12 protein-coding genes are annotated in these 14,416 nt (G+C 61.0%); 9 read left to right on the top strand and 3 right to left on the bottom strand.

The window, feature by feature from the left end; genetic code table 11:
• Nucleotides 1-113: 113 nt before the first annotated feature.
• From M2400_RS15405 to phhA, 3 genes are all read right to left on the bottom strand, one after another.
• Nucleotides 114-1,310 (bottom strand): amino acid aminotransferase, encoded by a 1,197-nt coding sequence (locus M2400_RS15405; protein ID WP_259195960.1) that lies wholly within the window; start codon nucleotides 1,308-1,310, stop codon nucleotides 114-116.
• A complete protein-coding gene (locus M2400_RS15410) occupies nucleotides 1,310-1,666 on the bottom strand; it encodes a 4a-hydroxytetrahydrobiopterin dehydratase (protein WP_003214616.1) in 357 nt (118 codons plus the stop codon). Before M2400_RS15410 ends, M2400_RS15405 begins: the two co-directional genes overlap by 1 nt.
• Nucleotides 1,667-1,771: 105 nt before the next feature.
• Nucleotides 1,772-2,563, bottom strand: a complete 792-nt coding sequence (gene phhA / locus M2400_RS15415; protein WP_177043019.1) for a phenylalanine 4-monooxygenase — start codon at nucleotides 2,561-2,563, stop codon at nucleotides 1,772-1,774.
• 265 nt (nucleotides 2,564-2,828) lie between these two features.
• Between phhA and M2400_RS15420 the strand changes: the two genes are divergently transcribed.
• From M2400_RS15420 to M2400_RS15460, 9 genes are all read left to right on the top strand, one after another.
• Nucleotides 2,829-4,394, top strand: coding sequence for a sigma-54-dependent transcriptional regulator (locus M2400_RS15420; protein ID WP_177043020.1), 1,566 nt, complete (start codon nucleotides 2,829-2,831; stop codon nucleotides 4,392-4,394).
• A 306-nt stretch (nucleotides 4,395-4,700) separates the two neighbouring features.
• Nucleotides 4,701-5,441, top strand: coding sequence for a flagellar basal body rod protein FlgF (locus M2400_RS15425; protein WP_003214611.1), 741 nt, complete (start codon nucleotides 4,701-4,703; stop codon nucleotides 5,439-5,441).
• A 63-nt stretch (nucleotides 5,442-5,504) separates the two neighbouring features.
• The gene (flgG, locus tag M2400_RS15430; protein ID WP_017477441.1) at nucleotides 5,505-6,290 is read left to right on the top strand and encodes a flagellar basal-body rod protein FlgG; all 786 of its coding nucleotides are present in this window, start codon (nucleotides 5,505-5,507) and stop codon (nucleotides 6,288-6,290) included.
• Nucleotides 6,291-6,343: 53 nt separating this feature from the next.
• A complete protein-coding gene (gene flgH / locus M2400_RS15435) occupies nucleotides 6,344-7,039 on the top strand; it encodes a flagellar basal body L-ring protein FlgH (RefSeq protein WP_177043021.1) in 696 nt (231 codons plus the stop codon).
• Between the two features lie 27 nt (nucleotides 7,040-7,066).
• On the top strand, nucleotides 7,067-8,155 hold the full coding sequence (locus M2400_RS15440) for a flagellar basal body P-ring protein FlgI (RefSeq protein WP_032868578.1): 1,089 nt from the start codon (nucleotides 7,067-7,069) through the stop codon (nucleotides 8,153-8,155).
• A 4-nt stretch (nucleotides 8,156-8,159) separates the two neighbouring features.
• Nucleotides 8,160-9,419, top strand: a complete 1,260-nt coding sequence (gene flgJ, locus M2400_RS15445) for a flagellar assembly peptidoglycan hydrolase FlgJ (RefSeq protein WP_177043022.1) — start codon at nucleotides 8,160-8,162, stop codon at nucleotides 9,417-9,419.
• A gap of 10 nt (nucleotides 9,420-9,429) precedes the next feature.
• The gene (flgK, locus tag M2400_RS15450) at nucleotides 9,430-11,463 is read left to right on the top strand and encodes a flagellar hook-associated protein FlgK (protein ID WP_259195959.1); all 2,034 of its coding nucleotides are present in this window, start codon (nucleotides 9,430-9,432) and stop codon (nucleotides 11,461-11,463) included.
• 14 nt (nucleotides 11,464-11,477) lie between these two features.
• Entirely contained in the window at nucleotides 11,478-13,061 is a 1,584-nt protein-coding gene (locus M2400_RS15455) for a flagellar hook-associated protein 3 (RefSeq protein WP_259195958.1), read from the top strand.
• 303 nt (nucleotides 13,062-13,364) lie between these two features.
• Nucleotides 13,365-14,294 (top strand): ketoacyl-ACP synthase III, encoded by a 930-nt coding sequence (locus M2400_RS15460; protein ID WP_259195957.1) that lies wholly within the window; start codon nucleotides 13,365-13,367, stop codon nucleotides 14,292-14,294.
• Nucleotides 14,295-14,416 lie beyond the last annotated feature (122 nt).

Raw genomic sequence — 14,416 nt, forward strand, 5'->3', positions numbered from 1 at the left:
TCCGAATGTGGGAGCTGGCTTGCCTGCGATGCAGACGCCTCGGTCTGTCTGTAAAACCGAGTTGATGCTATCGCAGGCAAGCCAGCTCCCACATTTTTATCGGGTTTCTTCAGTTAGGTATTGGAGACATCGGCGATTGCCTCAGCCAGCAACGTCAACCGCGTCGCATCAATCCCCGCCACGTTTGCACGCCCGGAATTGACCATATACACGCTGTGCTTCTCCCGCAGTTGCTTCACTTGTTCCGCACTCAACCCGGTATAGGAAAACATCCCGCGTTGCGCCGCGATATGCGCAAACCGCTCCGACAAACCATGCGGCGCCAAGGCTTCCACCAATCCGGAACGCAACTGTGCAATCCGCGCCCGCATCGCTTCAACTTCCTCGGCCCACTGCTTTTTCAACCCGGCATCACCCAGAATGGTCGCCACTACCGCAGCACCATGATCCGGCGGCGTCGACCACAGGTTGCGCGCAATAAACGCCAGCTGGCTGCGCACATCCGTCAGCTTCTCAGCGTTCCCCGCGCACACAATCAGCGCGCCCACGCGGTCGCTGTACAAGCCAAAGTTCTTCGAGCAGGAACTGGTGATCAGCACTTCAGGCAGCTCGGCCGCAAACAGCCGTACTGCCCAGGCGTCCTGTTCCAGGCCATCGCCGAAACCCTGGTAGGCAAAGTCGATCAGCGGCAGCAGTTCGCGCTCGCGGACGATGTTCAGCACTTGGCGCCAGTCGTCCTGTGACAGATCGAAGCCGGTTGGGTTGTGGCAGCAGGCGTGCAGCAGCACCACATCGCCTTTTGGCACGGTGGACAGCGTGGCCAGCATCGCCGCCACATCCAGGCGGTTGTCGCTGCCCACATACGGGTAATGGCTGACCTTGAGCCCGGCCTTGGCGAAGATGGTTTCGTGGATCGGCCAGGTCGGGTTGCTCAGCCACACGCCACGGCCGGGCAGGCTGTGGGCGATAAAGTCGGCGCTCAGGCGCAGCGCGCCGGTGCCGCCTGGCGTCTGGGTGGCGCCGGCACGGCGTGCGCTCAGCAGCGGCGAACCGGCGCCCAGCACCAGCTCACTGATCAGCGCGCCGAACGCGGCATTGCCGTGGCCGCCGATGTAGGTCTTGGTGGTTTGTTGCTCCACCAGGCGCTGCTCGGCCAGCTTTACCGATTGCGGGATCGGTGTCAGGCCCTGGTCGTCCTTGTACACGCCCACGCCAAGATCGAACTTGTTCGGGCTCGGATCCTGGGCATACAGCTCCATCAGCCCGAGGATCGGGTCTCCGGGCACCCGGCCAATCGCGTCAAAATGCATTACTTGCGGCCCTCGGCATCCTTGGCTACTTCGTCGGTGCGCGCGGCCATGATGAAGTCGTTGCGGTGCAGGCCCTTGATGGAGTGGCTCCACCAGGTCACGGTGACTTTGCCCCATTCGGTGAGCAGGCCTGGGTGATGGCCTTCAGCCTCGGAGATCACGCCCACCGCGTTGGTGAACGCCAGGGCGAATTTGAAATTCTTGAACAGGAAAACCTTTTCCAGCTGCATCACGCCGTCGCGTACTTCGATGTTCCAGTCGGGGATCTGCTTGATCAGCACCGGCAACTCTTCGTCGCTGACTTGCGGGGCATCGGCGCGGCAGGCTTCGCAGTGGGCTTGGTTCAACGTGGTCATGTGGGTATTCCTGAAATCGAGTGTTTGGAAAACGGTCGTCAGTGGCGTCACCCTAAAGCAACGCGCGGCCAGGGAACAGACTCACCTGGCCTTAAAAGCCGCGGTTCACGCCGCCTTGGGCTTGGGCGGGAATTTCGGCGCGTGCAGGCCCAGCTGCATCCCACGCTCGACCATGCCCATGATGTCTTCCTGCGCCACTTCGAACAGGCGCTTGAGGTTGGGCAGGGCGAAGTACAGCGGTTGCAGGATGTCGATGCGGTACGGCGTGCGCATCGCTTCCAGCGGGTCGAAGGCTTGGTGCTCGGGCTCGTCCGAGAGGCAGTACACCGTCTCCTTGGGCGAAGACAGAATGCCGCCACCGTAGATGCGCCGGCCTTCGGGCGTGTCCACCAGGCCGAACTCGATCGTCATCCAGTACAGCCGCGCCAGGTACACGCGCTGTTCCTTGGTGGCGGCCAGGCCGAGCTTGCCGTAGGTGTGGGTGAATTCTGCGAACCAGGGGTTGGTCAGCAGTGGGCAGTGGCCGAAGATCTCGTGAAAAATATCCGGTTCCTGCAGGTAATCCAGCTCTTCGCGGGTACGAATAAACGTCGCCACCGGAAACTGTTTGTTGGCGAGCAATTCGAAAAAGGTCTGGAAGGGGATCAGCGCCGGTACCCGGGCCACTTGCCAGCCGGTGGTCTCGGCCAGCACTTTGTTGATTTCCGCCAGTTGCGGAATGCGGTCGTGGGGCAGGCCGAGCTTGTCGATGCCGTCCAGGTATTCCTGGCAGGCGCGGCCCTCGATCACTTTCAACTGGCGCGTGATCAGGGTGTTCCACACCGCATGTTCTTCGGGCGGGTAGTCGATAAAACCGTTCGCGTCGGGCTCGCGGGCCACGTACTGCGTCTGCTTCATGCTGCTCTCCTGCTAGGCATTCGTTCTTGTTATGTCCTGGGATGAGCCTATTGATACGCGCCTTGGGCCGGGAAGCCATCCAGGGTTGCCGGGTTATGTAGGAAAAGTTACCGAATTTCGTAAAGTTTTCGTTACGGTTTTGCGCTTTGACGCTGTGCGCAGTGATTTGTCGGTGTGAAAAGTCCTGCAGCTGTCACATAATCTTGACGATTATCTGCGCCCAGCGGCAAAAAGACGCAGCGCCTCCATCTTTTCGGGCCTCCTTATGCGTATCAAAGTGCATTGCCAGAACCGCATCGGCATCCTGCGGGACATCCTCAACCTGCTGGTGGAGTACGGCGTGAACGTCGCCAAGGGCGAGGTCGGTGGCGAGCATGGCAACGCTATCTACCTGTACTGCCCGAACCTGGTGAACCTGCAATTCCAGGCGCTGCGCCCGCAGTTCGAAGCGATTGCCGGGGTATTTGGCGTCAAGCGGGTAGGGCTGATGCCCAGCGAGCGTCGGCATATGGAGCTCAATGCATTGTTGGGCGCGCTGGAGTTTCCGGTGCTGTCCATCGACATGGGCGGCTCCATCGTCGCCGCCAACCGTGCGGCGGCGCAGTTGCTTGGGGTGAGGGTGGATGAGGTGCCCGGTATTCCGTTGTCGCGTTATGCCGAAGACTTTGATTTGCCGGAGCTGGTGCGGGCCAGTAAATCGCGGATCAATGGCCTGCGGGTCAAGGTCAAGGGCGACGTATTCCTGGCCGATATCGCGCCGCTGCAATCCTCCGAACACGACGACAGCGAAGCCATGGCCGGCGCCGTGCTGACCCTGCACCGCGCTGATCGGGTCGGTGAGCGTATCTACAATGTGCGCAAGCAAGAGCTGCGCGGCTTCGACAGCATCTTCCAAAGCTCCAAAGTCATGGCCGCCGTGGTCCGTGAAGCCCGGCGCATGGCACCGCTGGATGCGCCTCTATTAATAGAAGGCGAAACCGGTACCGGCAAGGAACTGCTGGCCCGCGCCTGTCACCTGGCGAGCCCGCGCGGGCAGTCGCCGTTGATGGCGCTCAACTGTGCCGGTTTGCCGGAGTCCATGGCCGAGACCGAGCTGTTCGGTTATGGCCCGGGTGCCTTTGAAGGGGCGAGGGCTGAGGGCAAGTTGGGGCTGCTGGAGCTGACGGCGGGCGGCACGCTGTTTCTCGACGGTGTCGGGGAAATGAGCGCGAGGTTGCAGGTGAAGTTGCTGCGGTTTTTGCAGGACGGCTGCTTTCGCCGGGTAGGCAGTGATGAAGAGGTGTACCTCGACGTGCGAGTGATCTGCGCGACCCAGGTGGACCTTTCCGAGCTGTGCGCCCGGGGTGAATTCCGCCAGGACCTTTACCATCGTCTCAATGTGCTCTCGCTGCATATCCCGCCACTGCGCGAATGCCTCGACGGGTTGCCGCCACTGGTGGACCACTTTCTGGATCAGGCCAGCCGGCAAATCGGCTGCCCGCTGCCCAAGCTGGCGCCGGCGGCGATGGACCGGCTCAGCCATTACCACTGGCCGGGGAATGTGCGGCAGCTGGAGAACGTGCTGTTCCAGGCGGTTTCGCTGTGTGAGGGCGGCACGGTCAAGGCCGAGCACATTCGCCTGCCGGACTACGGTGTGCGCCAGCCGCTGGGGGATTTTTCCCTGGAGGGCGGGCTGGAAGAGATCGTCGGGCGCTTCGAGAAGGCGGTGCTTGCGCAGTTGTATGCCGAGCATCCCAGCAGTCGGCTGTTGGGCAAGCGGCTGGGCGTGTCCCACACCACCATTGCCAACAAGTTGCGGGACTACGAAGTGCTCAAGGCCGAACGCGGTTAAACCTGTAGGAGCTGGCTTGCCTGCGATGGCGGTGGGTCAGCAAGACAGGTGGTAGCTGATACACCGCCATCGCAGGCAAGCCAGCGCCTACAGTTGATCTTTGTCGTTCTTGATACCTGCACTTGCCGTAAGCGGCATAAGTCCGCCGTTTTTTCGACTCTCTTCCTACCGCCTCAAGCCGCACTCCGCCAGCAAACCCCCGCCCCGCCTGGACTTTCCCTCATTTCAAAAAGTTGGTTCGCAAATTGCTTAAGCCTCATCAGTACAGCGGTGGGCGGCAAGCGTCCGTCAGAAAGAGGATAGAGCGTGGATAAGTACCTTTACGTGGCAATGACCGGCGCCAGCCAGAATGCACTGGCGCAGAAGGCCCACGCCAACAACTTGGCGAACGTTTCCACCAATGGTTTCCAGCGTGACCTGGAGCAGGCGCGCTCGATGCCGGTGTTCGGTGACAGCTTTCCGGCGCGGGCCTTTGCCTTGACCGAACGCCCAGGCACCGACTTTTCCCCTGGCGCGATGATTGAAACCGGCCGTGACCTCGACGTGGCCGTCAGCGGCGATGGCTGGATGGCCGTGCAAAACCCGGATGGCGGCGAGTCCTACGTGCGCAGCGCCAGTATGAACGTTGATGCACTGGGCGTGCTGCGGGCCGGCAACGGCATGCCGATCATGGGCAACGGCGGCCCGATTGCCGTGCCGCCCCAGCAGCAGATCGAAGTCGGCCAGGACGGCACCATCAGCATCCGTGCCATGGGCGAAGGCCCGCGGGTGATGGCTGAAGTGGACCGGATCAAGCTGGTGCAGCCCGACCTCAAGAACATGACCAAGGGCCTCGACGGCACCATCCACACCAAGGATGGCCAACCGGCCCAGGCCGATGCCAACGTCAAGTTGACGTCGGGCTTCCTGCAGGCGAGCAACGTGAACGCCGTGGAAGAGATGACGGCAGTACTGGCTCTGTCCAAGCAGTTTGAATTGCACATCAAGATGATGAACAGCGCCAAAGAAGACGACCAGGCCATGACCCGCGTCCTGGCGATGAGCTGATAGCAGCCACACCCTAATTTTTGTAGCGCGGCGCCATAAAACAGGCGCACGAAGGAGAAGAACATGCTTCCGGCTCTATACGTTGCCAAAACAGGTTTGTCCGCCCAGGACACCAACCTGACCACCATTTCCAACAACCTGGCCAACGTGTCCACCACGGGTTTCAAACGTGACCGCGCCGAGTTCCAGGACTTGCTCTACCAGATCAAGAAACAACCGGGCGCCCAGTCGACCCAGGACAGCGAATTGCCGTCGGGCCTGCAATTGGGTACCGGTGTGGCGATTGTTGGCACCCAGAAGAACTTCAGCGCCGGTAACCTGCAGCAGACCGGCCAGCCGCTGGACTTGGCGGTCAACGGCAAGGGCTTCTTCCAGATCCTGCAGCCGGACGGCACCACCACCTACACCCGCGACGGTACGTTTCACCTGGACGCCAACGGCCAGGTTGTGACCGCCAACGGTTTCGCGCTGGAGCCGGCGATTGTTGTGCCGAACAACGCCCAGACCTTCACCGTCGGCAACGACGGCACCGTGTCGATCACCGTGGCCGGCAACCCGGCGTCCCAGGTGATCGGCAACCTGCAAACCGCCGACTTCATCAACCCGGCCGGCCTGCAGGCGATTGGTAACAACCTGTTCCTGGAAACCGCGTCCAGCGGCGCGCCGCAAATCGGCACCCCGGGCCTCAACGGTTTTGGTACCACCCTGCAAAGCACCCTGGAAACATCCAACGTCAGCACCGTTGAAGAGATGGTCAACATGATCACCACTCAGCGCGCCTACGAGATGAACTCCAAGGTGATTTCCACCGCCGACCAGATGCTTTCGTTCGTAACGCAGAATCTGTAATCAAGTCTATGGGGCGCCCTTGAAGGCGCCTGCAACACCGTGAGGTATGGGTCATGAATCGCTATGTTTCTGTTTTGGCACTGAGTGGGATTGCTGCGCTCGCGGGCTGTGTCGCCCCGTCGCCAAAGCCCAATGACCCGTACTATGCGCCGGTGTTGCCGCGCACGCCGCTGCCGGCGGCCGCCAACAATGGCTCGATCTACCAGGCCGGTTTCGAACAGAACCTGTACAGCGACCGCAAGGCCTTCCGGGTCGGTGACATCATCACCATCACCCTCAACGAGAAGACCCAGGCGAGCAAGAACGCCAACTCGCAGATCGGCAAGACCAGCAAGACCAGCATCGGCCTGACCTCGTTGTTTGGCGGTGTACCGAACACCAACAACCCGCTGGGCAGCGGTGACCTGAGCCTGGACGCCGGCTACAGCGGCGACCGCGCCACCAACGGCAAGAGTGCGGCGGGGCAGGGCAACAGCCTGACCGGTTCGATCACCGTGACTGTGGCCGACGTGCTGCCCAACGGCATCATCGCCGTACGCGGCGAGAAGTGGATGACCCTCAACACCGGTGACGAGCTGGTGCGTATTGCGGGCATGGTTCGCGCAGACGATATCTCTACCGACAACACCGTGCCGTCGACACGGATTGCCGATGCACGCATCACCTACTCGGGTACGGGTTCGTTTGCTGACGCCAGTCAGCCGGGCTGGTTTGACCGTTTCTTCCTTAGCCCGCTGTTCCCTTTCTAGGTGATCACTTTGAACTTCAAACAGCTGATGGCTACGATGTTGCTGCTGGCCCTGAGCGCTGGCGCCCAGGCTGAGCGCTTGAAAGACATCGCGAGCATTTCCGGCGTGCGGTCCAACCAATTGATCGGCTACGGCCTGGTGGTGGGGCTTAACGGCACCGGTGACCAGACCACCCAGACCCCGTTCACCCTGCAGACCTTCAACAACATGCTCTCGCAGTTCGGTATCAAGGTGCCGGCGGGTTCGGGCAACGTGCAATTGAAGAACGTCGCGGCGGTGTCCATCAGTGCAGACTTGCCACCGTTCGCCAAGCCGGGGCAGGTGGTCGATATCACCGTCTCGTCCATGGGCAACTCGAAAAGCCTGCGGGGCGGCACCTTGCTGATGACGCCACTCAAAGGTATCGACGGCAACGTCTACGCCATCGCCCAGGGCAACCTGGTGGTGGGTGGTTTTGACGCCGAAGGCCGTGACGGTTCGAAGATCACCGTCAACGTGCCGTCGGCCGGCCGGATTCCGGGCGGTGCCTCGGTGGAGCGCACAGTGCCGAGCGGTTTCAACCAGGGCAACAGCCTGACCCTGAACCTCAACCGTTCGGACTTCACCACTGCCAAGCGCGTGGTCGACAAGATCAATGAATTGCTCGGCCCGGGCGTGGCCCAGGCCATCGACGGCGGCTCGGTCCGCGTCACCGCGCCGCTGGACCCAAGCCAGCGTGTCGACTACCTCTCGTTGCTCGAAAACCTTGAGGTCGACCCGGGCCAGGCGGTGGCCAAAGTCATTATCAACTCGCGTACCGGCACCATCGTGATCGGCCAGAACGTGAAGGTTTCGCCGGCGGCCGTAACTCACGGCAGCCTGACGGTGACCATCACCGAAGACCCGATCGTCAGCCAGCCTGGCCCGTTGTCCAACGGCCAGACCGCGGTAGTGCCACGCTCGCGGGTGAATGCCCAGCAAGAAGCCAAGCCGATGTTCAAGTTCGGCCCCGGCACCACCCTGGATGAGATTGTCCGTGCGGTGAACCAGGTGGGCGCAGCGCCCGGCGACTTGATGGCGATCCTCGAAGCATTGAAACAGGCCGGCGCCTTGCAAGCCGACCTGATAGTGATCTGACGCCATGGCCATGGACATGCGCAAGAGCGGCCTGACCAGCACGGCGGACTCGGGTTCCTATTCCGACCTCAACCGGCTGAACCAGTTGAAGTTCGGCGACAAGAACAGCGATGGCAACATGCGCAAGGTTGCGCAGGAATTCGAGTCGCTGTTTCTTGGCGAGATGCTCAAGTCCATGCGTTCGGCCACCGAGGCCCTGGGCAAGGACAACCCGCTGAATACGCCGGCGGCCAAGCAGTATCAGGAGATGTACGACCAGCAGTTGGCGGTCTCGCTGTCCCGCGAGGGCGGTGGTATCGGCCTGGCGGACGTGCTGCTGCGCCAGATGCAGAAGAACAAGCCGGTGGACGCCCAGGCGGCCACCTTGCAAGGTCCGGCCACGCCTTCGAAGAAGGTGGATGTGCCTACGGAAATTGCCGCAGGTACCAAGGCCGATGGCCCGTTGGGCCGCAGCAATGGTCAGCGGCCATTGTGGGCGTATCGTGTGGCGGTGCCGGAAGGCACCAACAGCCACGCCAACGACATGGCGCTGATGAATCAGCGGCGCATCTCGTTGCCGAGCAAACTCACCGATCGCCTGCTGGCTGGCATCGTGCCGGGCACTGATGCCACCACCGTCGCCAAGGCTGCGCCGCTGCGTAACAGCGCCGCCGATGACGGTGTGGTCAACAGTACCGCCCGCAGCCTGGCCGCGATACCGCACGGGCAGATGCAGGTTTACGGCCGCGCCGTGGCCCAGCCACCGTTGGCACCGGCGAAAAAAGCCTTCAGTTCGCAGGATGAATTTGTCGCCACCATGTTGCCGATGGCCAAGCAGGCTGCTGCGCGGATTGGCGTCGACCCACGCTACCTGGTGGCCCAGGCCGCCCTGGAAACCGGTTGGGGTAAATCGGTGATGCGTGCCGAGGATGGCACCAGCAGCCACAACCTGTTCGGTATCAAGGCCGGGCAGAGTTGGCAGGGTGAACAGGCCCGTGCGATTACCAGTGAGTTTCGCGATGGCGCGATGGTCAAGGAGACGGCGCAGTTCCGTTCCTACAACTCCTACCAGGACAGCTTCCATGACCTCGTGACGTTGCTGCAAAGCAATGATCGCTATAAAGAAGTTGTGAAGTCAGCCGACAACCCGGAACAGTTTGTACGCGAGTTGCAAAAAGCCGGTTATGCAACCGACCCGGATTACGCCAGCAAGATTTCGCAGATTGCAAAAACGATGAACAGCTACCAGAACTACGCTGCCGCGGGCGCTTCCACTCATTTATAAGGTCTGAATCATGAGTTTGCTCAATATCGGGATGTCGGGGCTCAATGCCGCCCAAGGATCGTTGTCGGTCTTAAGTAACAACATCGCCAACGTCAACACCCCGGGATACTCGCGTCAGCAGACCACCCAGAACGCCAGTGCGTCGAATGCGTTCGGCGGCGTCTTCATCGGCACCGGTACAACCCTGGCGGATGTGCGCCGGGTGTACAACGACTACCTGAACACCGCTTACCAGAACAGCACCGCACTCAACAGTGATGCCAACGCCTACCTGGGCCAGGCCAGTGCGATCGACAAGACCCTGTCGGACAAGAGCACCGGCATGTCGGCCGTGCTCAGCGCCTTTTTTGCGTCTGTGCAGACCGCTGCGGCCACCCCAAGTGATGTGTCGGCCCGGCAACTGCTGGTGACCAGCGCCCAGACCTTGAGCAACCGTTTCAACGCGATTTCCTCGCAGTTGAACCAGCAGAAAGAAAGCATCAACGGCCAATTGAGCACCATGAGTGATCAGGTCAACAAACTGACCTCCTCGATTGCGTCCCTGAACAAACAGATCGCCCAGGCCCAGGGCACGGCGAGCGCCGCGCCTGCCAACCTGTTGGATGCGCGCACCGAAGCGGTCCGCTCGCTCAATGAGCTGATCGGTGTCACGGCCACTGAAAAGAACGGCCAGCTCAGTGTGACCACCGGTACCGGGCAATCACTGGTCGAAGGTGATATAGCCAACACCATTTCGGCAGTGCCGAGCAAGACCGACAACAGCCAGTACACCATCCAGATCAACATGGGCAGCACGTCCATGGACATCGGTTCGGTGGTGAGCGGTGGCAGCATTGGCGGCCTGATGCGCTATCGCAGCGATGTGCTGATGCCGGCCATCAATGACTTGGGTCGCCTGGCCATTGTCGCCTCCGATACCATCAACAACCAGTTGGGCCAGGGCCTGGACCTCAACGGTGATTTTGGGTCCTCGCTGTTCACCGATATCAACAGCGCCGCCGCCATTGCCCAGCGTAGCCAGGGCGCGGCGGGTAACAGCGCCGGCTCCGGCAACCTGAATGTGTCGATTGCCGACAGCAGCAAGCTGACCACCTACGACTACAAGGTCACGTTTACCAGTGGCAACCTGTACAACGTGACCCGGTCCGACGGCCAGTCCATGGGCTCGTTCGACACCAACACCACCCCGCCGCCGGTGATTGACGGTTTTACCCTGGCATTGAATGGCAATGGGCCGATGGCGGCCGGTGACAGCTTCAAGGTCAGCCCGACCAGTAATGGCGCCAGCGGAATCGGTGTTGATCTGACAGACCCGAATAAACTCGCGTTTGCCGCGCCATTGGCAGGTGTTGCCGGCAAGAACAGCGGTACCGGCACGTTCACGCCGCCGCAGTTGACTGTGCCGTTGGATATCCACGGCGGTGCCGATACCGCCCAATTGCGCACCGGGATCGAAAACTCGATGCCGGTGAAAATGGTGTTCGGCGATAAGGCCGCGGACGGCACCCAGCCGTACACCGTCAGCGATGCCCAGGGTAACCCGATCGGCAGCGGCAGCATCATCCCGGGCCAGGGCAACAAGATCACCATCAACGTGCCGATGCGCGATGCCACCGGCGCCGTGATCCCGGGCAAGAGCTTCAGTTTTGATACCACCGTTGGCGGCTCACCTGCCAAGGACGACAGCACCACGTTCTCCTTCAACAGTGGCGCGACCTCCGACGGCCGTAACGCCCAGTCGCTGCTGGACCTGCAAACCAAGTCAACCGTTGGCGTGACGGACGGCAACGGGGGCGTGAGCCTGGTCAGTGCCAACAGCCGCCTGGTGTCCCAAGTGGGTTCCAAGGCCGCCCAGGCCACTACCGACAGCACCGCTACCGGCGCGCTGCTGACCGCAAACAAGGCGGCTGCCAACTCGGTGTCCCAGGTCAACCTGGATGAAGAGGCGGGCGACATGATCAAATTCCAGCAGTACTACACCGCCTCGTCGCAGATCATCAAGGCGGCGCAGGAAACCTTCAGCACACTGATCAACGCACTTTAAGGGAGTCTGGGACGATGCGTATTTCGACACAGCAGTATTACGACACCAGCTCCAGCAAGTATCAGGATAACTATTCGAGCGTGGTGAAGGCCCAGGACCAGGCGAGTTCCGGGGTTCGGGTGCAGACGGCCGCGGATGATCCGGTGGCCGCCGCCCAGTTGCTGATGTTGCAACAGCAGAAAGACATGCTGGGGCAGTACAACACCAACATCACTACCTTGAATAACTCGCTGACCAACGAAGAAAGTGTGCTGCAAAGCATCAATACCGCTCTGCAGACAGCCCAGGGGTTGGCGCAGCAGGCCGGTAACATCGGCAAGAGCGATGACGATCGCAAGGCGCTTGCCGCCCAGGTCGGCGCGCTTGAGGACCAGGTGCTGGGGTTGCTCAACTCCAAGGACTCCAGCGGCAACTACATGTTCTCCGGTGCCAAGACCGATACGCCGCCGTACACTCGCAACAACGATGGCACCTACAGCTACCAGGGTGACGAGACGCCCCTGAGCCTGCAGATTTCGAACAACCTGTCGATCTCCATGGGCGATACCGGCAAGGCGCTGCTTGAGAGTTCATCCAACACCGGTCGCACCCAGGCCACGTTGCTGCCGCCTGCCGTGAATGACGGCACGGTGGGCATCTCGGCGGGCCTGATCACCTCCAGTACGGCGTTTGCCAAGAGCTTTTCCGATGGCCAGCCGTATAAGCTGACCTTCGCCAGCAGCACCCAGTACAGCGTGACCGACAAGGACGGCAACGATGTCACGTCGGAGATCACCGGCAACGGTACGTTCGACTCCACCAAGGAGGGCTCCTCCAGCATCAGCCTGCGGGGCGTCACGTTCGACATTCGGCTGAACCTCGGCAAGGACGTTGCGCCGGGCGCGGCTTCTGATGCGCTGGTAGCGGGCAAGGAATTCAGCCTGGCAACCAAGCCGGACAGCTTCAGTGTCTCGCGCACGGCCAGCAATGCGTCCACCGCGCAACTGACCGGTGGCAGCGTCACGGACCAGGCGGCGTATACCAACACCTTTCCCAACTCGGGAGCGGTGATCCGGTTCACCAGCGGCACCGATTACCAGGTGTTCGCCCAGCCGTACAGCGCCAACAGCAAGGCCATTGCCTCCGGGACCATGGCGGCCGGCGCGACGTCGATCACCACGGCCGGCGTGACTTTTGGGGTGAGCGGCACGCCGGGCGCCGGCGACCAGTTCTCGGTCGGTGCCACCAGCAACAAGAACATGAATGCCCTGGACACCTTGAGCCAGTTGCGCAAGGCCCTGGAAACCCCGGCAGACGGCAACCCGGTCGCCTTGAACAACCTCAAGGACGTGGTCGCCACCAGCATTGGCAACCTGGGCAACGCTTCGGCGCAGATCGACCAGGTGCGCGGCTCCATTGGTGCGCGCCAGAATGCGATAGATATACAGGACACGGAAAACACCAGCCTGGGCCTGGCCAACACCTCCACCATGTCGTCGCTGGCGAACGTTGATATGGGGCAGGCTGCCATTGACCTGACCTTGCAGCAGACCATGCTGCAGGCCTCGCAACTGGCGTTCGTGAAAATCTCCCAGTTGAGCCTGTTCAGCAAGATGTGATTTCTGCGGTTGCAAACCGGCGGCTCACCCTGGAAACGGGGTGGGCCGTTGTTGTTTTTGGCGCTTGTATGTCCCCGTGTTTCGCACAAAGCGCAGAAAATTGAGTGACCTGTGAGTCATAAAGCGCATCTTCACTGTATCGTGTGAAAAGGATAGGTCGTCGCCAGGTCTCTGCGAGGGCCTGCCGCCAAGGTATAAAGGCGGTTTTCGGCGAGTTTTTTGCGGGGTTATCCCCATTATTGTCAGCACCCGGCGACGTGTCTCGCGGGGTGTTCTCCAGCTATTTAGTATTGGGAAGCCACAATGATTGGCATAAAAAGCATCGCCAGTTACGTGCCGGCAGACGGGATTGATAACTACGCCCAGGGTGCCAAATTCGCCAAGGATGAAGAATTCATCATTGGCAAGATCGGGTCGGCGTTCCTGCCGCGCAAGGATGCCGCGCAGGAAACCTCCGACCTGTGCGTCGAGGCGGTCAACGCCTTGTTTGCCAACAACCCCGATTTGAAGCGCGAATCCATCGACGCGCTGATCGTCGTTACCCAGAACGGCGACGAAGAGGGTTTGCCTCACACCGCGGCCATCGTCCAGGACAAACTGGGCCTGCCGACGCACGTGGCGGCCTTTGATATTTCCCTGGGTTGCTCGGGCTACGTCTACGGCATCTATGCGATGAAGGGCTTCATGGAAGCCACCGGCCTGAAAAACGGCCTGTTGGTGACTGCCGACCCGTACTCGAAGATCGTCGACCCGGAAGACCGCAACACCACCATGCTGTTCGGCGATGCGGCTACCGCCACCTGGATGGGTGAAGATGCGCCGTGGCAGTTGGGCAAGTCCAAGTTCGGCACTGACGGTTCCGGTGCGCCGCACTTGAAGGTCAGCGATGGCGTGTTCTTCATGAACGGCCGCCAGGTGTTCAACTTCGCCTTGCTCAAGGTGCCGGCGCATTTGCACGAGCTGCTCAACGAATCGGATCTTGCGGCTGACGAGATTGACGCATTCTGCATTCACCAGGGCAGCGCGGCGATTGTCGACGCCGTGGCCCGGCGTTTTGAAGATGCACCGGTGGACAAGTTCATCAAGGACATGGTCGAGACCGGCAACACCGTGTCGTCGAGCATTCCGCTGCTGCTGGAAAAGCACATGCTCGACTCCACTTGGAAGCGCGTAGCCATCAGTGGTTTTGGTGTGGGCTTGTCCTGGGGTTCGGCGATTCTGCACCGCCCTTGAAGCTTTAAAGGCGCTGCACACAAAAACGCCCATGATCGAAAGATCATGGGCGTTTTTTATTTGGCGCCAGAAAACCCAGCATTTGCTGGGGTTTGGGCTATCGTAAATGCTTGAATTAAAAG

Source organism: Pseudomonas sp. BIGb0558, from assembly GCF_024807515.1.
Lineage (GTDB): Bacteria > Pseudomonadota > Gammaproteobacteria > Pseudomonadales > Pseudomonadaceae > Aquipseudomonas > Aquipseudomonas yamanorum_A.

Excerpts from the sequence above, each read along its gene's own strand:
- M2400_RS15440 (WP_032868578.1), top strand. The coding sequence starts at position 7,067 with ATGGCTACGATGTTGCTGCTGGCCCTGAGCGCTGGCGCCCAGGCTGAG.
- M2400_RS15410 (WP_003214616.1), bottom strand. The coding sequence starts at position 1,666 with ATGACCACGTTGAACCAAGCCCACTGCGAAGCCTGCCGCGCCGATGCC.
- M2400_RS15420 (WP_177043020.1), top strand. The coding sequence starts at position 2,829 with ATGCGTATCAAAGTGCATTGCCAGAACCGCATCGGCATCCTGCGGGAC.
- phhA (WP_177043019.1), bottom strand. The coding sequence starts at position 2,563 with ATGAAGCAGACGCAGTACGTGGCCCGCGAGCCCGACGCGAACGGTTTT.
- M2400_RS15455 (WP_259195958.1), top strand. The coding sequence starts at position 11,478 with ATGCGTATTTCGACACAGCAGTATTACGACACCAGCTCCAGCAAGTAT.
- M2400_RS15405 (WP_259195960.1), bottom strand. The coding sequence starts at position 1,310 with ATGCATTTTGACGCGATTGGCCGGGTGCCCGGAGACCCGATCCTCGGG.
- flgH (WP_177043021.1), top strand. The coding sequence starts at position 6,344 with ATGAATCGCTATGTTTCTGTTTTGGCACTGAGTGGGATTGCTGCGCTC.
- M2400_RS15460 (WP_259195957.1), top strand. The coding sequence starts at position 13,365 with ATGATTGGCATAAAAAGCATCGCCAGTTACGTGCCGGCAGACGGGATT.
- flgK (WP_259195959.1), top strand. The coding sequence starts at position 9,430 with ATGAGTTTGCTCAATATCGGGATGTCGGGGCTCAATGCCGCCCAAGGA.
- flgJ (WP_177043022.1), top strand. The coding sequence starts at position 8,160 with ATGGCCATGGACATGCGCAAGAGCGGCCTGACCAGCACGGCGGACTCG.
- flgG (WP_017477441.1), top strand. The coding sequence starts at position 5,505 with ATGCTTCCGGCTCTATACGTTGCCAAAACAGGTTTGTCCGCCCAGGAC.